This is a genomic window from Streptomyces sp. NPDC059564, from assembly GCF_042735575.1.
Lineage (GTDB): Bacteria > Actinomycetota > Actinomycetes > Streptomycetales > Streptomycetaceae > Streptomyces.
In genome coordinates this window covers 1-25,324 of record NZ_JBHWBP010000047.1, presented here as the reverse complement: position 1 = coordinate 25,324, position 25,324 = coordinate 1, and the positions used below count along the sequence as shown (strand labels likewise).

21 protein-coding genes are annotated in these 25,324 nt (G+C 72.2%); 15 read left to right on the top strand and 6 right to left on the bottom strand.

Translation table 11 applies throughout. From position 1 onward, the window contains the following. Positions 1 to 85 precede the first annotated feature (85 nt). The 5 genes from ACFV0Q_RS11865 to ACFV0Q_RS11845 all read right to left on the bottom strand — a co-directional run bounded on the left by ACFV0Q_RS11865 (position 86) and on the right by ACFV0Q_RS11845 (position 5,409). Positions 86 to 1,339, bottom strand: a complete 1,254-nt coding sequence (locus ACFV0Q_RS11865; protein ID WP_385004071.1) for an MFS transporter — start codon at positions 1,337 to 1,339, stop codon at positions 86 to 88. Further along, positions 1,336 to 3,894, bottom strand: coding sequence for an ATP-grasp domain-containing protein (locus ACFV0Q_RS11860; protein ID WP_385004069.1), 2,559 nt, complete (start codon positions 3,892 to 3,894; stop codon positions 1,336 to 1,338). The genes ACFV0Q_RS11865 and ACFV0Q_RS11860 overlap by 4 nt, the downstream gene beginning before the upstream one ends. A gap of 121 nt (positions 3,895 to 4,015) precedes the next feature. Further along, positions 4,016 to 4,246: a hypothetical protein gene (locus tag ACFV0Q_RS11855; protein WP_385004067.1), complete on the bottom strand. Its 231-nt coding sequence runs from the start codon at positions 4,244 to 4,246 to the stop codon at positions 4,016 to 4,018. A 218-nt stretch (positions 4,247 to 4,464) separates the two neighbouring features. Next, entirely contained in the window at positions 4,465 to 4,848 is a 384-nt protein-coding gene (locus ACFV0Q_RS11850; RefSeq protein ID WP_385004065.1) for an ArsR/SmtB family transcription factor, read from the bottom strand. A gap of 186 nt (positions 4,849 to 5,034) precedes the next feature. Further along, positions 5,035 to 5,409 (bottom strand): hypothetical protein, encoded by a 375-nt coding sequence (locus ACFV0Q_RS11845; RefSeq protein WP_385004063.1) that lies wholly within the window; start codon positions 5,407 to 5,409, stop codon positions 5,035 to 5,037. Between the two features lie 299 nt (positions 5,410 to 5,708). Between ACFV0Q_RS11845 and ACFV0Q_RS11840 the strand changes: the two genes are divergently transcribed. From ACFV0Q_RS11840 to ACFV0Q_RS11795, 10 genes are all read left to right on the top strand, one after another. Beyond that, positions 5,709 to 7,283, top strand: a complete 1,575-nt coding sequence (locus ACFV0Q_RS11840; protein ID WP_385004061.1) for a purple acid phosphatase family protein — start codon at positions 5,709 to 5,711, stop codon at positions 7,281 to 7,283. Positions 7,284 to 7,399: 116 nt separating this feature from the next. Beyond that, positions 7,400 to 8,113 carry a response regulator gene (locus tag ACFV0Q_RS11835; RefSeq protein WP_385004059.1) on the top strand — a complete coding sequence of 238 codons (714 nt, stop codon included), beginning with the start codon at positions 7,400 to 7,402 and terminating at the stop codon, positions 8,111 to 8,113. Between the two features lie 7 nt (positions 8,114 to 8,120). Further along, positions 8,121 to 9,242 (top strand): sensor histidine kinase, encoded by a 1,122-nt coding sequence (locus ACFV0Q_RS11830; protein WP_385004057.1) that lies wholly within the window; start codon positions 8,121 to 8,123, stop codon positions 9,240 to 9,242. A 166-nt stretch (positions 9,243 to 9,408) separates the two neighbouring features. Beyond that, positions 9,409 to 9,924 carry a WhiB family transcriptional regulator gene (locus ACFV0Q_RS11825; protein WP_385004055.1) on the top strand — a complete coding sequence of 172 codons (516 nt, stop codon included), beginning with the start codon at positions 9,409 to 9,411 and terminating at the stop codon, positions 9,922 to 9,924. Positions 9,925 to 10,346: 422 nt separating this feature from the next. Further along, positions 10,347 to 11,642 (top strand): ABC transporter substrate-binding protein, encoded by a 1,296-nt coding sequence (locus ACFV0Q_RS11820; RefSeq protein ID WP_385004098.1) that lies wholly within the window; start codon positions 10,347 to 10,349, stop codon positions 11,640 to 11,642. Then, positions 11,639 to 12,607 (top strand): carbohydrate ABC transporter permease, encoded by a 969-nt coding sequence (locus tag ACFV0Q_RS11815; protein WP_385004053.1) that lies wholly within the window; start codon positions 11,639 to 11,641, stop codon positions 12,605 to 12,607. The genes ACFV0Q_RS11820 and ACFV0Q_RS11815 overlap by 4 nt, the downstream gene beginning before the upstream one ends. Next, positions 12,604 to 13,497 (top strand): carbohydrate ABC transporter permease, encoded by an 894-nt coding sequence (locus tag ACFV0Q_RS11810; protein ID WP_385004051.1) that lies wholly within the window; start codon positions 12,604 to 12,606, stop codon positions 13,495 to 13,497. The genes ACFV0Q_RS11815 and ACFV0Q_RS11810 overlap by 4 nt, the downstream gene beginning before the upstream one ends. Further along, a complete protein-coding gene (locus ACFV0Q_RS11805) occupies positions 13,494 to 14,483 on the top strand; it encodes a zinc-dependent alcohol dehydrogenase family protein (RefSeq protein WP_385004049.1) in 990 nt (329 codons plus the stop codon). Before ACFV0Q_RS11810 ends, ACFV0Q_RS11805 begins: the two co-directional genes overlap by 4 nt. Beyond that, positions 14,480 to 15,430 carry a PfkB family carbohydrate kinase gene (locus ACFV0Q_RS11800; RefSeq protein WP_385004047.1) on the top strand — a complete coding sequence of 317 codons (951 nt, stop codon included), beginning with the start codon at positions 14,480 to 14,482 and terminating at the stop codon, positions 15,428 to 15,430. The genes ACFV0Q_RS11805 and ACFV0Q_RS11800 overlap by 4 nt, the downstream gene beginning before the upstream one ends. 79 nt (positions 15,431 to 15,509) lie before the next feature. After that, positions 15,510 to 16,271, top strand: a complete 762-nt coding sequence (locus ACFV0Q_RS11795) for a DeoR/GlpR family DNA-binding transcription regulator (RefSeq protein ID WP_385004045.1) — start codon at positions 15,510 to 15,512, stop codon at positions 16,269 to 16,271. Positions 16,272 to 16,302: 31 nt separating this feature from the next. Here ACFV0Q_RS11795 and ACFV0Q_RS11790 read toward each other — a convergent pair whose 3' ends face one another. Next, a complete protein-coding gene (locus tag ACFV0Q_RS11790; RefSeq protein ID WP_385004043.1) occupies positions 16,303 to 17,268 on the bottom strand; it encodes an alpha/beta hydrolase in 966 nt (321 codons plus the stop codon). A gap of 459 nt (positions 17,269 to 17,727) precedes the next feature. On the opposite strand from ACFV0Q_RS11790, the gene ACFV0Q_RS11785 reads away from it, so the two are divergent. From ACFV0Q_RS11785 to ACFV0Q_RS11765, 5 genes are all read left to right on the top strand, one after another. After that, entirely contained in the window at positions 17,728 to 18,252 is a 525-nt protein-coding gene (locus tag ACFV0Q_RS11785; protein ID WP_385004041.1) for a hypothetical protein, read from the top strand. Between the two features lie 439 nt (positions 18,253 to 18,691). Beyond that, the gene (locus ACFV0Q_RS11780; RefSeq protein ID WP_385004039.1) at positions 18,692 to 20,851 is read left to right on the top strand and encodes a hypothetical protein; all 2,160 of its coding nucleotides are present in this window, start codon (positions 18,692 to 18,694) and stop codon (positions 20,849 to 20,851) included. A gap of 95 nt (positions 20,852 to 20,946) precedes the next feature. Then, on the top strand, positions 20,947 to 22,650 hold the full coding sequence (gene pelF / locus ACFV0Q_RS11775; RefSeq protein ID WP_385004037.1) for a GT4 family glycosyltransferase PelF: 1,704 nt from the start codon (positions 20,947 to 20,949) through the stop codon (positions 22,648 to 22,650). Continuing rightward, positions 22,647 to 24,116, top strand: coding sequence for a hypothetical protein (locus tag ACFV0Q_RS11770; protein WP_385004035.1), 1,470 nt, complete (start codon positions 22,647 to 22,649; stop codon positions 24,114 to 24,116). Before pelF ends, ACFV0Q_RS11770 begins: the two co-directional genes overlap by 4 nt. Before the next feature lie 60 nt (positions 24,117 to 24,176). Continuing rightward, positions 24,177 to 25,178, top strand: a complete 1,002-nt coding sequence (locus ACFV0Q_RS11765) for a GDP-mannose 4,6-dehydratase (protein ID WP_385004033.1) — start codon at positions 24,177 to 24,179, stop codon at positions 25,176 to 25,178. The last annotated feature ends 146 nt before the right edge of the window (positions 25,179 to 25,324 follow it).

Here is a 25,324-nt window from a genome sequence, read left to right as displayed (position 1 = left end):
GCTCGCCCAGGGCAGCGAGAAGCCCCCTCCCGAACCGCGTTGCCGCGGATCCGGAAGGGGGCTTCGAGGAGGAGTGGCGAGGGGCTCAGGTCCGGGCCGGCTCCGCGGCTGCGACGGGCGTCGGCCGCGGACGCGGGTAGACCGCTTCCTCCGGCAGCCTCGGCTCCAGGCGCAGGACGCCCAGGGCCGAGACCGTCGCGCCCGCCGCGAGGATCAGCCACATCGCCGTCGGCGAGAAGGTGAGCAGCGCCGTGAGGACGGCGGGCGCCAGCGCGCTGGGCACCGCCCAGGAGAGCTGGTAGACCGCGAGGTGCCGGCCCCGCGTCTCCTCGGGCGCGGCCTGCGCGCACAGGGCCGACGCCGTGGCGCCGTGCATCAGCTCGCCCGCCGTGAACAGCGCCGTCGCGACGAACACCCCGACGAGGATGACCGACTTGTCGCCGACCGCCGCCAGAGCCGCGAACACCACGAACGACGACGCGAACACCGCCGCACCCAGTGCCACCGCGCGCGAGCGGCGGAAGGCGACGAGCCCCCGCGTGACCGGGATCTGCAGCAGCGCGATCCCGACCGTGTTGACCGCGTACAGGACGCCCACCAGCGAGGTGGACGCGCCCAGGTCCTGGGTCACGTACGCGGGGATGCCGACCGCGAGCACCGTGTAACCGAACGCCGTCGGCACGTTGAGCAGCGTCAGGGCCAGGAACGGCCGGTTGCGGGCCACGAGCCGGTAGCCGCCCTTGCGGGAGACCCGCGGGGCCGGCGTGGCCGCCTTCGGAATCGGAATGGAGCCGAAGCACACGGCGGCCAGCACGTAACCGGCGGCGGCGCACAACACGATCACGTAGTAGAACGCGTCGCTGCCGAGGGCGAGGACGGCACCCGCGAGCAGACCGCCCACACCCAGACCGGCGTTGCGCAGACTGCGCTGCGCGGCGAGCAGCTTGTCCCGTTCCGTGCCCTTGACGAACTCCGCGATGAACGACTGGATCGCGGGCGGGTACGAGGTGTCGCCGAGCGCGACCAGGAGGATCACGGCGAACATGCTGACGCCGTTGTCCACCAGCGGGTACGTGCAGAACCCCGCGGCCCGCAGCAGGTACCCGCCCGTGACGACGGCCCGGGCCCCGAACCGGTCGATGAGGACGCCCGCCGCCGGATTGCTGATCAGCCCGATCACGGCGGCGGCGGTCATCAGGGTGCCGACCTGGGTGAGCGGAAGCCCGGTCACGTGATGGAAGTACAGCAGCGACAGCGGCAGGTACATGCCGGCACCGGTGGCGTCGACCACCATGCCCAGCATGTAGCGCGTCTTCGCCGACAGGCGGACCTTCGTCATGGCGCGTCCCCGATCTGGCTGTGTTCCCGGACCCACTCACCGAGCGCCCGGAGCCGTCGTTCGCACTCCGCGCGGGTCGGCGCCGTACCCACCGCGGCGGCCAGGAAATCGGAGGATCCCGAGGCCGGTGCGATGACCTGGCCCACCTCCGCGTACAGCCAGAACCCCGCGAGCCACGGCTCGTCGGGCAGCGGCGGCAGCGCGCGCACCAGCCCCGGCTGCTTCATCATGAGCGCCTGCCCCGCCATGCACCGGGGCGCGGGCAGCGCCGACGAACCGTCGCGCTTGCGCACGCCGTCGGGGAGGCCGTGGCCGGCGTCGACGCGTACGGCGTACTCGCCGAGGTGCACGCCGAACAGCGCGTCGAAGACCTCGCGGATCTTGGCACCGCCGGGACGGCAGGCGCTCTCGCACAGCACCAGCCGGTCGTCCGGGGTGTGGAAGACCTCCATGTGGAAGGCGTAGTCGCGCAGCCGGGCACCCTCGGGGGTCAGCGCGGCGAGGACCTCGTCGGCGAGGCCGAGCAGACGCGGCGTCAGCGGGTCGTCCGGGTCGAGGGTGAGGTCGATGCGCGGGCCCGCGTCGGAGCCGAAGGAGGCCAGGTCGTACTGGTACTGCGAGGGCCAGGCCAGCGCCACCCGTCCGTCGACCACCAGACCGTCGACATGGCACATGCGGCCCGGAACGAAGTCTTCCAGCAGTACGTCGTCCCGCTCGCCGGCGCCGTACACCTCCGTGAGGCACTCCTCGAAGGCGGCCTCGTCCTCCAGGATGAGCAGGCCGATCGAGTTGAAGCCGTTGCGGTGCTTGAACACGACCGGGAAGTCCTGCTCGGCCACGAACCGTCGGGCCTCGTCGGCGGTCCGCGCCAAGGTCCAGGCCGCGATCTCGATGCCCGCCTCGTCCGCGCGTTCCTTCATCAGCGCCTTGTCGCGGAACGGCAGCACGTCGTCGTACCACGCGCCCGCCAGCCCGAACCGCTCGCGCAGCTGCGCGGCCCGCAGCATGTCCGCCTCGTGCAGCGCGGTCACGCCCGTGATGCCGTGCGCGGCGATGAGTTCGGCGGCGCGGGCGTCGACCTCGTCCGCGTCGAAGTCGTCGAAGACCTCCAGGCCGGTGAAGTCGAGGGGGCCGTCCGGCACCTTCTCGCCGGCGAGCTCGATCTTGCCGCGGTCGGCGAGCACGAAGATGTCGCCGGTGTGCTCCGGCAGCCAGGACCGGTACGGGAACGGCCCCAGCGGATTGCGGTGCAGGATCAGCAGGTTCGCGCGCGGCTCGACCTCGGCCGGCTCCGCGAGGACGGTCGTTCCGTCGGGGTGGGCGAGGGTGATCCGGATGTGCTCGCGGATCACCTCGGCCCCGCGGCGTATCGCGGCCGTGGCGTCCTCGGCGGCGACGGCGATCAGACCGAGCCGGTCCCAGTTGTCCTTGAGCGCCCGTACGTCGTCGCCGGGCCGGGCGCTGACGCGTACGTCGATCACGCCTTCGGCGGCGCGCGCCTCCTCGACCCCGGCGACGGACTCCACCCGGGTGCCGGGCGCGCCGACCAGGGTGCGCACGCAGGCGCCGCCGCGGGGCAGCGGACGGTCGGGCAGCTCCTCGGCGAGACCGAAGGGGTGGGCGATCGCGAGCGTGTTCAGGTCGACGCCGAACGCGCTCCGCACCAGCTCGGGGATGGCGTCGCCGCCGATCCGGTTGTGGCCCTCGATCACGCGCGGGCCCTTGGGGGTCAGGCGTATCTCGGTGTGGCACACGCCGTCGCGCAGCCCCATCACGTCGAGGAAGCCGCTTACCGCCGCGCGCGCCGCGTCCTCGTCGGCCTCGGACAGGCGGGCCGGAACCGCGTGGCCCAGCTCGGCGAAGTGGCCGTCGGAGGTGAACTTCTCCGTGATCGTGACGATCACGTGGCGGCCCGCGTAGCTGAAGGACTCGACGCTGAACTCGGGCCCGTCCAGGAACTCCTCCATGAGGAAGTCCTTCAGGACGAACAGGGAGGACACGCGGTCGGTGCGGGTGCCGGAGAGCCGGGCGACCTCGTCCCAGATCCGGTCGACGTCCTGCGGCCCCTCGACCCGCTGGACGCCGATGCTCGCGGTGGCGTCGACGGGCTTGACGATGAAGGGGAAGCCGTACGAGGCCCCGAAGGAGTCCAGGTCCTCGCGGGTCCGCAGCGGCTGCGCGCCGACGGCGTGCTCGGGGTCGTGCTCGGCGACGTACCGCCGCATGGCGGCCTTGTCGCGGATCCGGGCGGTGACCTCGTAACCGGTCCCGCCGAGCCCGTACAGGTCGTTGATCCGGCCCGCGTTCTCGAGGCCCGGCTCCGTCAGGGAGGTGGCCGCGGCGAAACCGGGGCTCTCGTGCCAGGCGCGCACCAGGGGCTCGACCAGCGACCAGTCAGTGAAGTCCACGACCTCGACGGCCGCCGCGAGCCGGTTCTGCTCCTCGCTCACCTTGGTGGGGTGTTGCAGCAACAGCACGCTCAGCCCCAGGTCGTGGGCCTTCCGCACGGTCTCGTCGGTCGCACCGACGAGCACCAGGGTGCGCTCGGGATTCATTTCGCTCTCATCTCTCCCTGCGGCAGCAGGGAATTCCGGCTCGTACTCGGGTGGTGGACGGGAAGTGTTCGGGTGGCGCGCCGGGACGGTGGGGAGGGCGCTGGGCTGAGGCGGGGATGCGTCACCGCGGTGGCCGACAGGTCGTCGTGGAGGGGGCACGTACGGTGCCGGGTGGCTCGGCACGCTCGGCGCGGTGCGCGAAGTCGAGCGGGCGAGCGGTGAACTCGGCCTCGGCGTCCGGCATGCGGAGGGCCGGTACGGGCTCGCGGGAGACAAGGACGGTGGCGCGCGGTGCGGGCGCGCCGGACTCAGGGGACTCCGCGCCGCGGCAGGTGGTGGGCGTCTGGTTCACGTTCCCCCCTGAGTGTGCTGGTCGTGCCATCGCTGTTCCGAAGGTAACCAGGCGCCCTCGCGCGCGATTGGAGTCCGACTCGCGCCGACCTCGCGCGTCGTCGTCCCTCAGCGCTGACCACCCCCGGTTCCTCGCCGGGTTCCTGAGCGTGCCTCAGGCGGTCGCGCGGGTGGTTCGAGTCCTTCTCCGGAAGCGAGTGGGCGGCGTTCCGGCCGCCGTCACGGAGTGGCGCTCGCGCCCGTTCCGGTTTCCGCGCCGGTACGGACCGCCCCGGGCTCGCCCTGCCGCAGCTCGGCGAGGAGTTCGCTCTGGCCGGCCAGCAGTTCCGTGAGGATGCGGCGGGCCGCCCTCAGCAGGTCGGCGACGTCGCCGCCGGCGAGCGCGTAGCTCACCGTCGCCCCTTCACGGACGGAGACGACGATGCCGGACCGCCGCAGCACCGCGAGCTGTTGGGAGAGGTTCGACGGCTCGACGTCGATCTCGGCGAGGAGTTCGCGCACGGGCCGGGGACCGCTCTGCAACAGCTCCAGTACCCGGATGCGGACGGGATGCCCGAGCATGCGGAAGAACTCGGCCTTCGCCTGGTACAGGGGTACCTGCATTCCCACGCATGCTCCCGCCATCGCCCTCAACGGTGCTCTCCCGCACCGGAGTTCCGGTCCTCGGACAGCTGTCCTGCCCATCATCGCGCCCGCAGGGCCCACGCCTGCCCGAGTTTGACCACTTTCCGATATGGCCAGTTGAAGAATTCTTCAACTCCTGGGCATGCGAGGGCCCGGAAGACGGCGTTAGAGCTCCAGGGCCGCCTCGACGCGCTTCAGCTGATGGCGCGCCATGGCCAGGTTCGAGTGGTGCTTGTCCAGTACGAGGTACAGGAACAGGTTGTTCATGCCGTTGCCTCCGAGCAGCCGGATGAGGTGGTACTGGGTGCCGAGCGTGATCAGCAGGTCCTCGATCCCGTCCTGCAGCCCCAGCATCTCCATGGTGCGGACCTTCGCCCGGATCACATCGGTGTTGCCCGCGGCGGCGACCATCAGGTCGAGGTCCTTGCCGCCGCCGAGGGTCCCCAGCGCCATCCCGCTGGTGTAGTCGACGAGAGCCGCTCCCAGCGCGCCCTCGATCGAGGTCATGATCTCCTTCAGGGACACTTCCACATTCGCCATCGGCGCCCGCTCCCTCGCTCCGTACGTCTGTGTCCGGTGCCCATGTCGTGCCCGGCGCCGGACCGTTAGCGCCAACCACGCTACTGAGCGTGCCCCGTGCCGTGCGGAGAACTGCGGATCTGGCCGGAAACGTCCGCAGTGCGGCCGAGCGGGGGCTGTGCGCGATCCTCTTCGGCCTGTCCCCGCCCCGATCGGCGGCCCGGTTCGCGAAGATTTCTGGACGTCACATGGGGCTCCGTATCCCCCTCGTTCACCCGGTAGTGGGATTCGCGTCGCCCGACGAGAGGATGTTGCGCGTCATGGACCTTCCCGATTTCGGTATCCCCCAGAAGCTCGCCTCCCGCATGAGCATGGCCGAGCAGCACGACTACCTGCGCGCCAAGTTCACCCGGCGCGGCGCCCTGCGCGCGGGCGCGGTGACCGCGGCCGTGGCCGGCGTCGGCCTCGGCGCGGGCGCCGCCTCGCCCGCCTACGCGGCGGCTCCGGCCGTACCGGTCTCCTCCGAGCGCCGCGGCGTCGACGGCTCGCTGACCGCACCGTTCGGCCGCCACCTGCAGTACGGCGCCGACCCCAAGACCCAGATGCGGGTCTCCTGGCAGGTGCCCTTCGCGGTCAGGAAGCCGTACCTGCGCATCGGCACCAGCCCCTGGGCGCTGAGCCGGAAGATCGACGCCGAGGTGCGCCACCTGAGCACCCCCGTCCTGAACGGCGGCAAGATCGCGGCCGCCGAGCAGTTCTACCTGCACGTGGGCCTGGACCGGCTGAAGCCCGGGCAGACGTACTACTACGGTGTCGGCCACGACGGCTTCGACCCGGCCGACCACCGCAACCTGGGCACGCTCGGCACTTTCACCACCGCGCCCTCGCGCGCCGAGAACTTCACCTTCACCGCCTTCGGCGACCAGGGCGTGAGCTACCACGCCCTGGCCAACGACGCGGTGCTGATGGCCCAGAACCCGGCCTTCCACCTGCACGCGGGCGACATCTGCTACGCCGACTCCTCGGGCTCGGGCACCTCGGGCGACACCTACGACGCCCGCGCCTGGGACCAGTTCCTGGCGCAGACCGAGTCGGTGGCCAAGTCCGTGCCGTGGATGGTGACGACCGGCAACCACGACATGGAGGCCTGGTACTCGCCGCAGGGCTACGGCGGCCAGAACGCCCGCTGGTCCCTGCCCGACAACGGCCCGGACCCGGTCAACCAGCCCGGCGTCTACTCCTTCGTGCACGGCAACGTCGGCGTCATCGCGCTCGACGCGAACGACATCTCGTACGAGATCCCCGCCAACTTCGGCATCAGCGGCGGCAAGCAGACCGCCTGGCTGGACCGGCGCCTCGGCGAGCTCCGCCACAACCGCGACGTCGACTTCATCGTGGTCTTCTTCCACCACTGCGCGTTCTCCACCACCAGCTCGCACGCCTCCGAGGGCGGCGTCCGCGACGCGTGGGTGCCGCTGTTCGAGAAGCACACGGTGGACCTGGTCATCAACGGCCACAACCACGTGTACGAGCGCACCGACGCCATCAAGGGCAACAAGGTCGGCCGCAAGGTCCCGATCGGCGAGCGCACCGACCCGACCCGGGACGGAATCGTGTACGTCACGGCCGGCGCGGCGGGCCGCTCGCTGTACAGCTTCCCGGTCCCCGACTCGTACGAGGGCCACGTCGCGGACCGCGACAGCGTGGACACCTACCACTGGGCCAAGGGCGGCACGAAGGCGACCGAGACCGTCGAGTGGTCCCGGGTCCGGTACACCAACTACTCGTTCCTCGCGGTGGAGGTCGAGACGGGGCGCCACCCGAAGCTGAAGGTCAGCGCCCTCGCCGAGACGGGCCAGCGCATCGACCACTTCGAGATCGAGCGCGGCCGCTAGCACTTGTGCCCGGGTCCGGCCCTCGACGGCCGCCGGACCCGGGCGATCCCCGGCAGGCGCGAGGCCCCCGCGGACCCGCGTGGCGGGGGCGCCTGCGGACATGTGAGGCTGCCCGTATGCAAACTGTCCCCCCGCGCCGCATCCTCGTCGTCGATGACGACCCCACCGTGTCGGAAGTCGTGACCGGCTACCTCGTCAACGCCGGATTCCAGGTGGACAACGCCGCCGACGGACTCCAGGCGCTGGAGAGCGCCGCGCGGAACCACCCCGACCTCGTCGTCCTCGACCTGATGCTGCCCGGCATGGACGGGATCGAGGTCTGCCGCACCCTGCGCCGGAGCCGTCCCTCGCCCCACGTGATCATGCTGACCGCGCGCGGCGACGAGGAGGACCGGATCCTCGGCCTCGAGGTCGGCGCCGACGACTACGTCACCAAGCCGTTCAGCGCCCGCGAACTCACCCTGCGCGTGGAGTCCGTACTGCGCCGGTCCGCGGCCTCGGCCGACCGCGCTGCGGGCCCGCTGCTGCGGGCCGCCGACCTGGTGGTGGATCCGGTGGCCCGACGGGTGACCAAGGGGGGCGACGAACTGCCGCTCACCCTGCGGGAGTTCGACCTGCTCGTCCATTTCATGCGCAACCCGGGCACGGCCATCAGCCGCGAGATGCTCCTGCGTGACGTCTGGGGCTGGGAGTTCGGCGACATGTCGACCGTGACCGTCCACGCCAGACGGCTCCGCAGCAAGATCGAGGAAGACCCCGCGGTGCCCCGCCTGATCCAGACCGTCTGGGGCGTCGGATACCGCTTCCAGCCCACCGGTGAAGAAAGCTGAACGCACGATGAACGACATCCTGCTCATCGCCCTGTACGCCTTCGCCGGCGCGGCGGGCGCCGGCGTCCTCGGCGCCGTGATCCTCCGTATGGTGCGGCACCTCTCCGTGGTCGTCTCGCTGACCGTCGTCGCCGGGGTCGCCGTCACGGCGATGCTGGCCGGGACGCTCGCCGTGGCCTGGGCCATGTTCCTCTCCGAGCACGACCTGACGGTGGTCACCTTCGTCGTGGCGATGGCCGCGCTGGTCTCCATGGGGACGGCGCACGTCCTGGGGAGGTGGGTCGTCGCCCGCAGCAACGAGCTGACCCGGGCCGCGCGGTCCTTCGGCGAAGGCGGCTCGTTCGCCGCGCCGGAGGGCTCCGGTACGGCGGAGATGGAGGCCCTGGCCCGGGAACTCGCCGCCACCAGCGCCAAACTGGCCGAATCCCGTGAGCGCGAGCGGATGCTGGAGACCTCACGCCGGGAACTCGTCGCCTGGATCTCCCACGACCTGCGCAGCCCGCTGGCCGGCGTACGCGCCATGGCCGAGGCGCTGGAGGACGGGGTGGCGAGCGACCCCGAGCGGTACTACCGCCAGATCCGCACGGAGGCGGACCGCCTCAACAGCATGGTCGGCGACCTCTTCGAACTCTCCCGCATCCACGCCGGAGCCCTCGCGCTGACGCGCAGCCGCATGTCCGTGTACGACTTGATCGGCGACGCCCTCGCGGGCGTGGACCCCCTCGCCCGGGAGCGGGGCGTCCGCCTCGTCGGGGACGAGGTCACCCGGCTGCCGGTCGAGGTCGACGGCCGGGAGATGACGCGCGTCTTCGTGAACCTGCTGACGAACGCCGTGCACCGGACCCCCGCCGACGGCACCGTCGCGATCATGGCCGAGCCCGGCGACGACGGAACGGTCGTGGTCGCCGTGTCCGACGGCTGCGGCGGCATTCCGGAGGAGGACCTGCCGCGGGTCTTCGACACCGGGTGGCGCGGAGTCCAGCCGCAGGGCGCGCGGCTCAGCGGAGCGGGCCTGGGCCTGGCCATCGTGCGCGGCATCGTGGAGGCGCACTCCGGGCGGGCCGGCGTACGCAACGTGGACCACGGCTGCCGCTTCGAGGTGACCCTCCCGGTGGCCGCCGCACAGTAGTCCGTCCTGGACCTCGGCCGACCGGTGAACCCAGGGGCGCGGCATCACGTTTGTTCGTTGAGGGGTCTTTCGGCACCGCTGTTCCTCGAATGACTGATCTCGTCGGAGAGGTGCCGTCACCGCGGCGACGCGGCTCACCACGGACCCGATGGAGAAAGGAAGCGTGATGACACGTACCCAGCGGCAGGGCGGCCTGACGGACGGGCTACGGGAACCCGCCTGCAACAGTGCCGAGGCCCGGCTCTTCTTTCCCGTCCACGGGTCCGCTCTGAGGGACGGCCAAGTCCGCGCGGCGAAGGGGTTCTGCGGCCGGTGCCGGGTCCGGGAGGAATGCCTGTCCATGGGCATGGACGAGTCCGAGGGGATCTGGGGCGGCACCACACCGGCCGAGCGCCGGAGCCTGCACGTGCAGATCAGGCGAATGCGCCAGGACGTCACGCCCACGGTCACCCAGGTGATCGCGGGCGCCAAGGTACGCGTCCCTCACACCGAGCGGCCGGCGGTGGTGCACCGGCTCCTCGCGATGGGGTGGAGCGTGGTCCGCACCGCCCAGGCGCTCGACCTGAGCCCGTCCGAGGTCGAGGTGGCCCGGATCACCGCCGCGTCCGTGATGTCGTTCGCCGCGGCGATCGCACGGGCACGCCGGGTGGACGACGGCGGGGTCCGCCCGGGCCGACGCTGAGGGTCAGGGCCGCCCCCGGGTGACCGGACGGGAGGCAACCGGGGCGCGGCACCACCGATTCGGCGCATGCGGTGCCCGCCCTCTCGAACGGATCGCCGAGCGGGCACCACTTCGGGCGCCCCGGGACCCCCAAACGGTCACCGGGACCGCCGCCGATCGCCCCTGCATGCCCGCTGAGCTGCGAAAACCGTATCGGAAACGGTCATCAAGCGGGCATCGCCCCACCACCGGACGCCCTCGCCACTTCCCGCCCGCCGCTGTAGAAACGTGTCTGTCACTCCGAATGGCGGATCCGTGAACGGAGATATCCAGGCGATACAGGCCGTTCCGACCGTTCCGACAGTCAGGAGACTCGTATGGCCAACAGGGGTGCACCGAAGCGGTTCTGCGGGGGCATCGCCGCCGCCGGAACCGTGTCGCTGATGCTCGCCGCGTGCGGCGGAGCCGGCGGTGGCTCCCCGGCGGGGAACGGCACGTCCGTCAACGTCGTGATGGTGAACAACCCGCAGATGGTCGACCTGCAGAAGCTCACCGCCGAGCACTTCACCAAGGAGACCGGCATCAAGGTCAACTTCACGGTGCTGCCCGAGAACGACGTACGCGACAAGATCAGCCAGGACTTCTCCAACCAGGCCGGCCAGTACGACGTGGCGACCATCAGCAACTTCGAAGTGCCCTTCTACGCCAAGAACGGCTGGCTCCACGCCCTCGACGACTACGCCGCCAAGGACACGGCGTTCCAGCAGGACGACATCCTGCCGCCGCTCAGGCAGTCCCTCACCGCCGCCGACGGGAAGCTGTACGCGGAGCCGTTCTACGGCGAGTCGTCGTTCCTGATGTACCGCAAGGACGTCTTCGCCGAGCACGGTCTCACGATGCCCGAGAAGCCCACCTGGCAGCAGGTGGCCGACCTCGCGGCCAGGGCGGACGGCGCGCGGAAGGACATGAAGGGCATCTGCCTGCGCGGCCTGCCCGGCTGGGGCGAGGTGATCGCGCCGCTGACGACCGTGGTCAACACCATGGGCGGCACGTGGTTCGACAAGGACTGGAAGGCGCGGCTCGATTCGCCCGAGTTCAAGAGGGCGACGAACTTCTACGTCGACCTGGTCCGACGGCACGGCGAGGCTGGCGCCGCCCAGTCCGGCTACGCCGAGTGCCTCAACAACCTCACCCAGGGCAAGACGGCGATGTGGTACGACGCGACGGCCGCCGCAGGCTCGCTCGAAGCGGCCGGTTCCCCCGTCAAGGGCAAGATCGGCTACGCGCCGGCGCCGGTCGAGAAGACCGAGAGCTCCGGTTGGCTCTACACCTGGGCCTGGGGCGTCCAGAAGGCCTCGAAGAACCCGGACAACGCCTGGAAGTTCATCTCCTGGGCGTCCAGCCAGAAGTACGAGGAGCTGGTGGGCGAGGAGATCGGCTGGTCGAGCGTGCCCGCCGGGAAGCGCGCCTCCACGTACGCGAACCCCGAGTACAACAAGATCGCGGGCGCGTTCTCGAAGGTGACCATGGACGCCATCGCGGGCGCGAACCCGCGGAACCCCGGCACCCAGCCGCGCCCCACGGCGGGCATCCAGTTCGTCGGCATCCCCGAGTTCACCGACCTCGGCACCAAGGTGTCCCAGGAGATCAGCGCCGCCATCGCCGGCCGGGGCACCGTCGACGAGGCGCTCGCCACCTCGCAGGCGCTGGCGGAGAAGGTGGGGGCGAAGCAGAAGTGACCGTGTCCGCCGAAACCCGGACGGCGCCCGCCCTCCGCCCCCGTGGCCGGGGAGCCCGGGGCCGGGCCGCCGGACCCCGTGTCTGGGCGAGGCGCGCGCCGCTGCTGCCCGCGCTGATCTTCATGATCGGCGTCACCCAGCTGCCGTTCGTCGCCACCCTGGTGATCTCCCTCTTCCAGTGGAACTCACTGGACCCGGAAGCCCGGCGGTTCACCGGCCTCTCCAACTTCACGACCGTGGCCACGGACGCCGCCCTGCGCGAGTCCGTCGTGACGACCGTCCTGCTGACCGCGACGGTGGTCGTCGTATCCGTCGTACTGGGGCTCGTCCTGGCGCTGCTGCTGGACCGTACGTTCCGGGGCCGGGGGCTCGTCCGCACCCTCTACATCACCCCCTTCCTGCTGGTGCCGGTGTCCGCCGCGCTGCTGTGGAAGCACGCCCTCTACAACCCCGAGTACGGCCTGCTCAACGGGATGCTGTCCTGGGCGGCGAAGGTCCTCGGTGTCGAGGCGGCGCCCCAGCCGGACTGGATTTCCGACATGCCGCTGGCGGCCGTGGAGGTCTCGCTGATCTGGCAGTGGACGCCCTTCATGATGCTGATCCTGCTCGCCGGACTGCAGAGCCGCCCGGCGGAGACGATCGAGGCCGCCCGCCTCGACGGGGCCGGCCCCTGGCAGACGTTCCGCTTCCTGACCCTGCCCCACCTGCGCCGCTACATCGAACTCGGCGTGCTCCTGGGCTCCGTCTACGTGGTGCAGAACTTCGACGCGGTGTTCACGATCACCTCGGGCGGCCTGGGCACCGCGAACCTCCCCTACACGATCTACCAGACCTTCTACCAGGCCCACGAGTACGGGCTGGCCTCGGCGGCCGGTGTGCTGGTCGTGATCGGCACGATGGTCATCGCGACGTTCGCCCTGCGCGTCGTCTCCTCCCTGTTCACCCAGGAGGTGAGCCGCGCATGACGACGACCGCCGTCCGCACGAAGCCCCGTACCCTGCCGAAGGCGGCCTTGCCGCCGGCCGCCCGCAGGGCCCGACGCCGCGGCGCCGCGCTGGGCGCCGTCGCCTGGCTCGTCGGGATCGCCTTCGCCCTGCCCGCCGTCTGGATGGTCCTCACCTCGTTCCACTCCGAGAGCGACGCGGCGACCAACCCGCCCTCGCTGTGGGCGCCGCTCACCCTCGACGCGTACCGGACGTTCTTCGGCGCCGCCGGCGGAGCGACCCCCTGGGCCGCACTCGCCAACTCGGTCACCGCCAGCGTGGTCTCCACGCTGCTCGTGCTGCTCCTGGCACTGCCGGCGGCCTACGCGCTGTCCATCAGGCCGGTCAGGAAGTGGACCGACGTGATGTTCTTCTTCCTGTCCACCAAGATGCTGCCGGTGGTGGCGGGACTGCTGCCGGTCTACCTCTTCGCCAAGAACACGGGCCTGCTGGACAACATCTGGCTCCTCGTCATCCTGTACACCTCCATGAACCTGCCGATCGCCGTGTGGATGATGCAGTCCTTCCTGGCCGACGTCCCGGTCTCCATCATCGAGGCCGCGCAGATGGACGGCGCGAAGCTGCCGACGATCCTGCTGCGGGTGGTCGCCCCCATCGCGGGCCCGGGCATCGCGGCGACCTCGCTGATCTGCTTCATCTTCAGCTGGAACGAGCTGCTGTTCGCCCGGGTGCTGACGGGTGTCGTGGCGGGGACGGCGCCCGTCCACCTCACCGGGTTCGTGACCAGCCAGGGGCTGTTCCTGGCCCAGCTGTGCGCGGCCTCCGTCGTCGTGTCCCTGCCGGTGCTCGCCGCCGGATTCGCCGCCCAGGACAAGCTCGTCCAGGGCCTGTCGCTGGGAGCTGTGAAGTGAAGGCTGCGGTCATCGAAGCACCGGGGAAGGTGTCGGTCACCACCGTGCCCGATCCCACCCCCGGCCCGCGCGACGTCGTGGTGGAGGTCGCCGCCTGCGGGCTGTGCGGCACCGACCTCCACATCCTGCGGGGCGAGCACGCGCCCTCCCTGCCCCTCGTGCCGGGCCACGAGTTCGCCGGCACGGTGGTGGCCCTGGGGGCGGACGTCTCGGAGGTCGCGGTCGGCGACCGGGTGGCCGTGGACCCCTCGCTGCCCTGTCACGAGTGCCGCTACTGCCGGATCGGCCGCGCCAACCTGTGCGACCGTTTCGCGGCCCTCGGGGTGACCGTCGCGGGCGGCGCCGCCGAGTACGCGGCGGCGCCCGTGGCGAACTGCGTGCGCCTGCCCGAGCACGTGGACGTACGCGACGCGGCGCTGATCGAACCCCTCTCCTGCGCGGTACGCGGCTACGACGTCCTCAAGGGCACGCTGGGCGCCGAAGTCCTGATCTACGGCTCGGGCACCATGGGGCTGATGATGCTGGAGCTGGCGAAGCGCACCGGCGCCGCGAGCGTGGACGTCCTGGACGTCAATCCCGAACGACTCGCCACCGCACGGCGGCTGGGCTGCTCACGCACCGCGGCCGACGGCGCGGAACTGGACCGTCCGCTCGGCTGGGACGTGGTGATCGACGCCACCGGAAACGCGGCGGCCATCCAGGACGGTCTCGGACGGGTCGCCAAGGGCGGCACCTTCCTGCAGTTCGGAGTCTCCGACCACGCGGCCCGGGCGGTGATCGAGCCGTACCGCGTCTACCGCCAGGAGATCACCATCACCGGGTCCATGGCGGTCCTGCACAGCTACGAGCGTGCCGCCGCGCTCTTCGCCGCGGGGGTCATCGACGCCGATGTCTTCATCAGCGACAGACTGCCGCTGGAGCAGTATCCGGCCGCCCTGGAGCGGTTCGCGGCCGGCGCGGGCCGCAAGATCGTGGTGCGGCCGTGACGGCCGTCGCCGGCTCGGTCCTGGTGACGGGCGAGGCACTGACGGACCTCGTGCCCGTGAGCGGGCGGTCCGCAACGTACGCGGCCGTGCCCGGCGGAGCACCGGCCAACGTCGCGGTGTGCCTGGCACGCATCGGGGTTCCGGTGAGCTTCGCCGGCACGCTCGGCGGGGACGCCTTCGCCGCGGCCGCCGAGGAGAGGCTCCTCGGCGCCGGGGTCGACCTGTCCCTGTGCGGCCGCTCGCCCCTGCCCACGGCCCTCGCGCTGGCGGGCGACGGCCGCCACGGCGCGGACTACGTCTTCCACACGGACCGGACCGCGACCTTCCAGCCCCCGCCTCCCCTCGGCGGGCTGGACCGCTTCGACGCCGTGTACGTGGGCGGCCTCGCGGCGGTGGTGGAACCCGCCGCGGACGCGGTCGCCGACGCCGTCCGGGAGTCGTCCGGCACGGTCCTGGCCGTGGACCCCAATGTGCGCCGGCACCGGGCGCTCGACGACCGCCGGACCGTCGAGCGCCTGCGGCAGCTGTGCGGCCGGGCCGATCTGATCAAGATCAGCGACGAGGACGCGGTCGGGCTGTGGCCCGGCAGGGACCCGGCGGCGGTGTGCCGTGTCCTCGCCGATTCCGGACCGCTGGTGGTCCTCACCCGCGGGGCCGGGGGGAGCACGGCGTTCCTGCCGTCCGGCGGCGAGGCGGAGGTGCGGGCCGTCCGCGTCGAGGTGGTCAACACGATCGGCGCGGGAGACGCCTTCATGGCCGCGATGCTGGCCTGGCTCCAGGCGGTCGGAGCCCTCGGGGTCATCGGGCCGTCCGACATCACGTGTCAGCAGGCCCGGGACATGCTGACCTTCGGCTCCCGGGCGGCGGCAGCCGTCTGCGCCGGATCGGACGCCGACTTCGCGGCCGCCGTAGCCACGATCGACGGAGACCTCGGCACCTGGCGGTGATGAATGGACGCAACCCCTGGTCTTGCGGCCCCTCCTGCGTTCAGATCGAACGGTAACCGGGCACGACGCAGGAGGGGTCATGGAAGTCGACGAACGGCAGCGCGTCATACTCTCGCAGGCACGCACCAAGGGGTCGGTCGAGGTGGCGGGACTGGCCACGCAGCTCGCGGTGTCGTCGGAGACGATACGCCGGGACCTGCGGCTGCTGGAGTCCTACGGGTTGCTGCGGCGAACCCACGGCGGCGCCTACCCGGTGGAGAGCCGGGAGTACGAGACGACGCTGGCGACGCGCACGAACCGCCACGTTCCGCAGAAGAGACGGATCGCGGCGGCCGCGGCGGGGCTGTTGGGGCCGGCGGAGACGGTGTTCATCGACGAGGGGTTCACCCCGCAGCTGATCGCGGAGGCGCTGCCCCGGGACCGGCCGTTGACGGTGCTGACCGCGTCGTTGGCGACCGCGCAGTCGATGAGCGCGCGGGACAACGTGACGGTGTTGATGCTGGGCGGTCAGGTCCGGGGGTGCTCGCAGGCGACGGTGGGCCCGTGGGTGTCACGGATGCTGTCCGGATTCGTCATCGACGTGGCGTACGTGGGCGCGAACGGGATCTCCCGGGAGCACGGCCTGACGACGCCGGATCCGGCGGTGGGCGAGATCAAGGCGCAGGCGATGAAGGCGGCGCGGCGCAAGGTGTTCAGCGGCGTCCACACGAAGTTCGGCGCGGTGAGTTTCTGCCGGTTCGCGGATTTCCGGGAGTTCGAGGCGATCGTCACCGACAGCGACCTGCCGCTGGCCGAGGCGCAGCGCTACGCCCGGGCCGGCAGTCACATCCTGCGTGTATGAGAGCGCTCCATCCAGCCGCCGCGAGGTCCGGTCAGTTGTGCAGCGCGGTGCGGAGCGTGTGGACGGCCTGCTGGATGGCGGCTTCGGCGGCGTGGGTCCCGCGCAGCGCGTTGAGCATCACGAAGTCGTGGATGACGCCCTGGTAGCGGACGGCCGTCACCGGGACGCCGGCGGCGCGCAGCTTGTTCGCGTACGCCTCGCCCTCGTCCCGCAGGACGTCGGCTTCCGCCGTGATGACCAGGGCCGGGGGGAGGTCCTTCAGCTGTTCGGTGGTGGCGCGCAGTGGGGAGGCGGTGATCTCGGCCCGCCGGCCGGCGTCGGTCGTGTACTGGTCCCAGAACCACTGCATGGCGTCGCGGCGCAGGTAGTAGCCCTCGGCGAACTGGTGGTACGAGCCGGTGTCGAACGCGGCGTCGGTGACCGGGTAGAAGAGCACCTGCTGGACGAAGCGGACGTCGCCGCGCTCCTTGGCCATGAGGGTGAGCGCGGCGCTCATGTTGCCGCCGACCGAGTCGCCCGCCACCGCGATGCGCGAGCCGTCGAGCCCGTGGTCGGCGCCGTCCGTGGTGACCCAGCGCGCGACCGCGTAGCTCTGCTCGATGGCGACCGGGTAGCGGGCTTCGGGGGAGAGGTCGTACTCGGGGAAGACGACCGCCGCGTTCGCGCCGGCGGCGAGTTCGCGCACCAGGCGGTCGTGCGTGTGGGCGTTGCCGAACACCCAGCCGGCGCCGTGGACGTAGACGATGACGGGCAGCCGGCCGATGGCGTCGGCCGGGCGGACGATGCGGGCCCTGACCGACCCGGTGGGTCCGCCGGCAACGGTGATCCACTCCTCGTGGACGGCGGGTGCGGCGACCTCGCCGGACTGCACCTCGTCGATGGCCTTGCGGCCTTCGACCGGCCCGAGGTCGAAGAGGTAGGGCGGGTTCGCGGTCGCCTCGGCGAACCGGGCGGCCGCGGGTTCGAGTTCGGGGCGGGGGGTGGAGGTGTCGCTCACGGAGTTCTCCCGGGTCGTTGCGGCGGGTCTCTCGCCGCCGGCTGACCGGCGGCACGGCTTCAAAGTAGCCATGACGAGCGCCCGGTGTCCGTGAGCCTCACCGAGGACGGCGAGCGACTCGGCCGGGCATCTTCTGCGCCTCCCGGCCTCCCACGTCTCCACGGGCTGAAAGGCGGCGGGTTGGCCGGGAATGCCAGGGCCCCGCGATGCCGGCGAGCGGGTGACGCGCGCGCCCGTACGTCAGGTGCGAGCCAAAGGGGCGGATCCCGCGACGCCGGCCGCGGCGCTCCGGCCACACTCTTGCGACACGGCCCGTGTGCTGCCCGTATACGGTGTGTGATCTTCCTTCACGTGTTCCCCACAGGGCCTTCGCAGGACAAACACTTCCGGCCGATCCGCGCGCCGGCCGTGCCCGACGGGGCAGACGGCGTACGCGTGTTCTGCCTAGCCTCCGGCCCCATGAGATCACCTCTGACCGGCCGCCTGGGCCTCGCCGCCGTCCTCGCCCTCGTCCTCGCCGTGTTCGGCCTCGCTCCCGCCGCGAGCGCCGACCCGGCGCCCGCCGCGCTGACGTTCAGCACGAGCAGCGCCACCACCACCCCCGGTGGCACGGTGCAGCTGTCGATGACGCTCACCAACAACAAGAGCTACGACATCTGGTTCGTCTACCAGACGATCGACCCCACCTGGCTGACCAACCAGCGCCCGGACCTCAAGTACGGCTTCACCGGCTGTTCCCTCGCCACCGCCTCCGGCAGCACCTCCTGCGCCGGCACCGGTCCGGCCAACCTCGGCGGGAACTACGGCGCCACCATCCCGCCCGGCCAGAGCCGCACCGTCACGCTGACCCTCCAGGTCGCCGCCGACTCCGGCTGCAACGGCAACATCGGCTTCTACAGCTACTACTACGCGGAGTTCAGCGACAGCAGCAACGCCACCGGTGGTCCGGTGTACACGCCCGAGACCCGCGTGCTCTGCGCCTGACGCCCCTCGCCTGACGCCCGCCGCCTGACGAACCGTCCGGCCACCGCGTCGAGGGCGGTGGCTTGAAATCACCGGAGGTTGGGCGTCCACATGGTCTCGACCAGTGGAGCCCGGCCGGCGGACCGATCCGGTCCGCCGGGACGCACCACTCGGGGCCCGGACCAGCGCGCAACACCCCGCGCGCGTCCGGGCCCCTACGCGTCGACCGCCCCGAGCCCGCTCCGGCCCCTCCGTCACCCCCGCTGTGCGCCCCCATTGTGCGCCTGCTCTTTTCCGCCGGTTTTCGCGAGACCATCACAAACGCTACACACAGCCATCACCATGTGACCCGACGGATGCGTCGACGACTGGCTTCTGAGGGGGCGCCGGCGTCGCGCAAGGGGGTGCGTCCGCTCCGTGCGAGCCGTGCTCACCCCTGCCTGGGAGGGGACTTCACCGCATGAAGCGCACCATTCGCACCGCCGTGCTCACGGCGGGCGCGCTCATCGCCGCGCTCGGCTTACCCGCCGGGACGGCACACGCCGACAACCCCGCGCCCCGCACCGACCTGAAGGTGCTGGTCGTGACCGACGGCGGGCCGGCCACCGCCGCCATCGCGGCCGAACTGGACTCGGCCGGAACCCCGTACACCGCGATCGACCTCACCCGCGGGGGGCGGCCCACCATCGACGCCGGCTTCCTCGCCGACACCGTCGACGGCCGGCCGCGCGCCAAGTACCAGGCCGTCGTCCTGCCCAACGACAACCCCTTCCCGGCCGGCTCGGCCGAGATGGCGGCCCTGACCGCCTACGAGCGCGCCTACGGCATCCCGCAGGTCGACGCGTACACCTACTCCCGGCCCCAGGTCGGCCTCCAGTACTTCGCCTCCGGCGGCTACGCGGGCAGCCTCGACGGCGTCTCGGCCGGGGTCACCCCGGCCGGTCTCGGCGGCCCGTTCGGCTACCTCGACGGCGCCGTCCCCTTCGAGGACACCTCGCCCACCGTCGGCGAGAGCTACGCGTACCTCGCCCAGCCGGCGCCCGGCGCCGACTTCACCACGTACGTCGACGCACCCATACCCGGCACGCCGAGACGGGGCTCGCTGGTCGGCGAGTACCGGCACGACGGACGGCGCGAACTCGTCGTCACCTTCGTCTACAACCAGTACCAGCAGCAGTTCCGGCTGCTGGCCCGCGGCATCGTCGAATGGATGACCGGCGGGGTCCACCTGGGCGCGTCCCGCAACTACTTCGCCGTACACGTCGACGACGTCTTCGCCGCCGACGACCGCTGGGACAGCACCCTCAACTGCACCCCCGGCGACGTGGACTGCGCGAACGGCGCCGGCACCCCGAACCCGATCCGCATGTCGGCCGCCGACGCCGCCTACGCCGCCGACTGGCAGGACGGGCGCAACTTCACCCTCGACATGGTCTACAACGGGGCCGGCAGCCTCGACCAGCGCGAGGACAACAACGGCGCCGACGCGCTCGCCGACACCCTCCTGGCCCAGCGCGACCGCTTCCGCTGGGTCAACCACACCTACACGCACGCCTACCTCGGCTGCGAGCAGGACGTCAGCGCGGTGCCGTGGAAGTGCGCCACCAACCCGGGCGGCTCCACCAAGTGGGTCGGCAGGACCGCCATCAGCGACGAGATCGCCCTCAACCGCGTCTGGGGCCAGAGCTCCGGACTGCCGCTGCGCAACGACGAACTCGTCACCGGCGAGCACTCGGGCATGAAACTGCTCCCGCAGCAGCCGCAGGACAACCCCAACCTGGCGCTCGCCCTGGCCGACAACGGCATCAAGTGGCTCGCCTCGGACAACTCCCGCGACCCCGAGCAGCGAAGCGTCGGCCCGGCCGCCACGGTCGCCCGCTACCCGGTGAACGTCTACTACAACGCGGGCAAGGCCGCCGAGCAGGTCGACGAGTACAACTGGGTGTACACGCCCCGGTCCCAGGGCGGCAGCGGCATCTGCGAGGACCACGCCGACACCACCACCTGCCTGCCCGCACCGCTCGACACGGCCACCGGGTACGCCGCCCACATCGTGCCGCAGGAGATCCACACCGCGCTCGGCCACGTCCTCTCCAACGACCCGAAGCCGCACTTCATCCACCAGTCCAACCTCGCCGAGGAACGCATCGCCTACCCGGTCCTGAACGGGGTCCTCGACGGCTACCACGCCCTCTTCGCGGACAACACGCCCGTGGAGAACCTGCGGATGAGCGACATCGGCGCCGAACTCCAGCGCCGCGCGGCCTGGAAGGACGCCGTCCGGACCGGGCAGGTCACCGCGTACCGGATCGGCGACACCGTCACCGTCCAGGCCCCGAACGGCCTCACCGTCCCCGCGACCCTCCTCGCCGGCAGCCGGCAGGGCACCGCGGCCTTCGGCAGCCCGTACGCCGGCCGGGTCTCCGGCTGGACCGCCTCGGCCGGCGCGCCCCTCGCCTTCACCCTGCCGACGAGCACTCCGGCGGCAGCCACCGCCGCCACCGGCGCGCAGTCCGGTCCGGGCACCGCCTCCCGGCCGGCCCCGCCGACCCTCCCCGGCCCGCGCACCCACGTCCCCGACGCCCTGCGCGGGCGCGACACCGCCGTCACCTGCTGCTGACCGGCGTACACGAGGTCCCGGCCGCCCCTGCGCGGCCGGGACGGCCAGGTCCACCGACCGCGGCCACCCCCACATTCACGGCCGTGGAGCTCACGATGCACGTTCACCACGGCGCGCGACGCACCGGCGCGACGCGCGTCACCCTGCTCACCGAAGGCACCTACCCGCACAGTCACGGCGGCGTCAGCGTCTGGTGCGACCAGCTCGTCCAGGGCATGCCCGACCTCGACTTCGACGTCATCGCGGTCACCGGCACCGGCCGCGAACCCCTGGCCTGGGACCTGCCCGGACACGTCCGCAGCGTCCGGTCGGTCCCCATGTGGGGCGCACCGCCCGAGGGCCGGCGGCCCCGCGGGCGCGCCGAGCGCCGACTGGCCGCCGCGTACGAGCGGTTCCTCACGGCCCTGCTCGACCCGCATGCCGAGGCCGGATTCGCCCCGGCGCTCTACACGATGGCGCGAGCCGCCGGGGACGGGGCACTGAGCCCCTTCCTGCGCGGCAACCGCGCGATCTCCATCCTCGCCGCGGTGTGGAACCGTCCGGGACTGGCCGTCCGCGAGGCCCGGCCCACCCTGCGCGACGCGCTCACCGCCACCTCCCTGCTGGAACACGCCCTGCGCCCGCTCGCCGCGCCACCCCCGCAGGACGGCGTCGCACACGCGGTCAGCGGCGGCGTCGCCGTCCTGCCCGGCCTGGCCGGACTGGAACGCCACGACGTCCCGCTGCTGCTCACCGAACACGGCGTCTACCTGCGCGAACGCTTCCTCGGCTACCGGACCGCGCCCTACCGCTGGCCGGTGAAGGCCGTCATCCTGGGCTTCTTCCGGCTGCTGGCCGAGGAGAGCTACCGCAGGGCCGCCCTGATCACCCCCGGCAACCGCTACAACCGGCTGTGGGAGGAACAGGGCGGCGCCGACCCGGAGTCCATACGCACCGTCTACAACGGCGTCGACCCCGCCGCGTTCCCGCCGGCCGGGCCCGAGCCGGAGGTGCCCACGCTCAGCTGGGCCGGCCGGGTCGACCCGATCAAGGACCTGGAGACCCTGATACGTGCCTTCGACCTGGTCAGGCGCCAGGTCCCCGAGGCGCGACTGCGCCTGTTCGGCGGCACTCCGCGCGGCGGCGAGGCGTACCGGGAGCGGTGCGAGGCACTGGCCAGCGAGCTCGGGCACGCCGACGCCGTCGTCTTCGAGGGCCGGGTCGACGACATCAAGGACGCCTACGCGGCGGGCAACGTCGTGATGCTCTCCAGCATCAGCGAGGGCTTCCCCTTCACGCTCATCGAGGCCATGTCGTGCGGACGGGCGACCGTCTCCACCGACGTGGGCGGCGTACGGGAAGCCGTCGGCGACGCGGGACTGGTGGTGCCGCCGCGGGACCCGGCCGCCATGGCCGCCGCCGCCCTGGAACTGCTGGCCGATCCGCCGCGGCGCGCGGCGATGGGCGAGCAGGCCCGGCTGCGGGTGATCGAACAGTTCACGCTGCGTCAGACCATCGACACCTTCCGGTCCATCTACCTCGAACTGCCCGCCCTCGCCCGCTCCGCCGCCGACCAGTCCCGCAGCGCGACGGCGGTTCCCGCCACGGCAGCGCCGGTGCCGGCGGCCTCGGCGCCGGGGACTTCCCTGCCCGCGGCTTCCGCGCCCGTTCCGGCCGCATCCGTGCCCGCTCCCGAGGCGCCCGCCGCGGTGGCCGACCGTCCGCGCCGCCCCGTGCCCTCCTGGGCCAAGGCGGACGGGCCGACGCCCGATGACGCCGACAGCAACGCGGTCACCAGCACGGGGAGCCTCGCCGGATGAGCGGGCCCATGGACCTCGAACCGCCCGGCGGCCAGGAGGACACCCTGATGCTGCGGCTGGCCCTGCCCAAGCAGCCCACCGCGCGCCGCGGCGGCGGCGACCACGTCACCCTCGGTCTGCGCCTGCCCGAACCGGGCCAGGGAGCCGAGGCCGTCACCCTCGCCCTGACCCTGCCCGGCCCGGGCCCCGCGCGCTACGGCGAGGCCGTCAACCAGCTGGCCGCCGAGCTGGCCGACCGCGTCGGACCCGCCGTCCACCCGTACGAAGTGGCCGCGCTGCTGGAAGCGGACGGCCTGTCCGCCGACACGATCCGGCAGCGCTACGGCCACCCCGACATCTTCTCCCTCGCCGCCGCGCTCTACGAACGGGTGCCCCGGGTCTTCCCCGAACCGCCCCGGTCGGCCGACCCCTGGCGGCCCGACCACCTGCGCTGCCTGCTGCGCGGCGTCCTGTTCGCCCTGCCCGCCCTCGCCTACCTGCTCACCGCACCGCTGTGGCAACCCGGACGGCACGCCGCCGCGCTCGTCGCCGCCGGGATCTTCTCCTGGGCCTGGGGCCAGGCCCTCGGCCACCGCGCCTACCTGTGGATGGTCGTGGGCCGCCGCGAGGCCGCCCGCACCCTGCTGCGCGGCGCCCCGCTCGGCGCCGTGCTCGCCACCGCGGCCGCCGCCATCCCCGCCCACGGATCCCCGATCACCTGGGTGGCGGCCGCGCAGTCGCTCTACCTGGCGGCCGCCGGCGTCCTGCTCGTCCTGGGCCGGGAACTGCTGCTGCTGGCCGCCCTCGGTCCGCTCGTCGCGGGCGTCGCCGTACTGCCCTGGTGGGAACCCGGCCCGCCGGTGCGCGCCGGACTCACCTTCCTCGCCCTGGCCGCCACCGTCGCCGCCGCCGGCCGGACCCTGCGCACCGAGTACGCCGCCCCGGCCGCGCCCGGCGAGGGCGCCGGACCCCCGCTGCCGCGCTCCCTGCCGTACGGCCTGTTCGGCCTGGCCGCCGCCCTGCTCGTGCTGCTGGCGGGCCGCCGCGAACCGTACGCCGTGATCGTGCTGACCGTGAGCATGGGGCCCGCCGAATGGCTGCTCTACCGCTACCGGGGCCTCTCCGCCGCCGCGCTCGGCGCGTCCGCCACCCCCGCCGCCTTCCGGCTGCGGTCGGCCGGTGTACTCGCCCTCTGCCTGCTCGCCTACGCCCTCCCGCTGATCCCCGCCGGACTGCTCACCGGCGCCGGCCCCGCCACCCTGCCCCTGCTCGCGGCCACGCTGTGGAGCGCCCTGCTGCTCCAGGCCTTCGGCATGGCCTGGGCCCCGGCCCTGATCTGCCTCGCCGCCGCGGGCACCGCCGGCGCGGTCACCCTGCTCGGCCTGCCCCCGGGGCCCTCCGCCCTGCCGCTCTGCTGCGGCGGCGCCGCGCTGTGCCTGATCGGGTGCACGCTGCGGCTCCTCGGCCGGCCCGCACCCCACGCCTGACGACCCGACGCGTACCCACACCCGCACGTATCCGCACCACCCACCGAAAGGAGAGGTCGCTTGACCTCCGCACCGCTCGCAGCCGTCACCGGAGCCGAAGGTTTCATCGGCTCCCACCTCACCGAGTCCCTGGTCGCCCGCGGCTACCGGGTCAGGGCCATGGCCCAGTACAACTCCTTCTCCTCGTACGGCTGGCTGGAGACCCTGGCCCCCGACGTCCTCGACCAGGTGGAGATCGTCCTCGGCGACGTCCGCGACCCCGGATCGGTCCGCGGCCTGCTCGACGGCGCCGACTGCGCCTACCACCTGGCCGCCCTCATCGCGATCCCGTACTCCTACCGGGCCCCGCACAGCTACGTGGACACCAACGTCACCGGCACCCTCAACGTCCTGGAGGCGGTCCGCGCGCTCGGCACGCCCCGCCTCGTGCACACCTCCACGAGCGAGACGTACGGCACCGCGCAGACCGTCCCGATCACCGAGGACCACCCGATCAACACGCAGTCCCCGTACGCCGCTTCTAAGGCGGGCGGCGACCGGCTCGCCGACAGCTACCACGCGAGCTTCGGCACCCCCGTGGTGACCCTGCGCCCCTTCAACACCTTCGGGCCGCGCCAGTCCATGCGCGCGGTGATCCCCACCGTCATCGGCCAGGTCGCGGCCGGGGAACGCGTCATCACCCTCGGCGACCTGCGCCCCACCCGGGACTTCAGCTACGTCAAGGACACCGCCGCGGCCTTCCTCGCGGTGGGCACCGCGCCCGCCGGACAGGTGGTCGGCCGCACCTTCAACTCCGGTACCGGCACCGAGATCTCGGTCGGCGACCTGGTCGCGCTGATCGGCAAGGTGATGGACGCCCCGATCGACGTGCGCGAGGACGCCGAACGGCTGCGGCCGGCCGCCTCCGAGGTGATGCGGCTCGTCGCGGACGCGAGCAGGCTCACCGCCGCCACCGGCTGGGAGCCCGCGCACAGCCTGGAACAGGGACTGGCGCACACCGTCGACTTCTTCCGCGACCCGGCCAACCTGGCCCGCTACAAGACCGGCATCTACAACGTCTGAACCGCCGCGCCCCCACCCCCACCCCCCCACGCATCCCCACGTCCCCCCACCCCGGCTCATCACACGACAGATGGAGGAACTCCCCATGTACGCAGTGATCCTGGCGGGCGGCAAGGGCGTTCGGCTGCGGCCCTACACCACTGCCC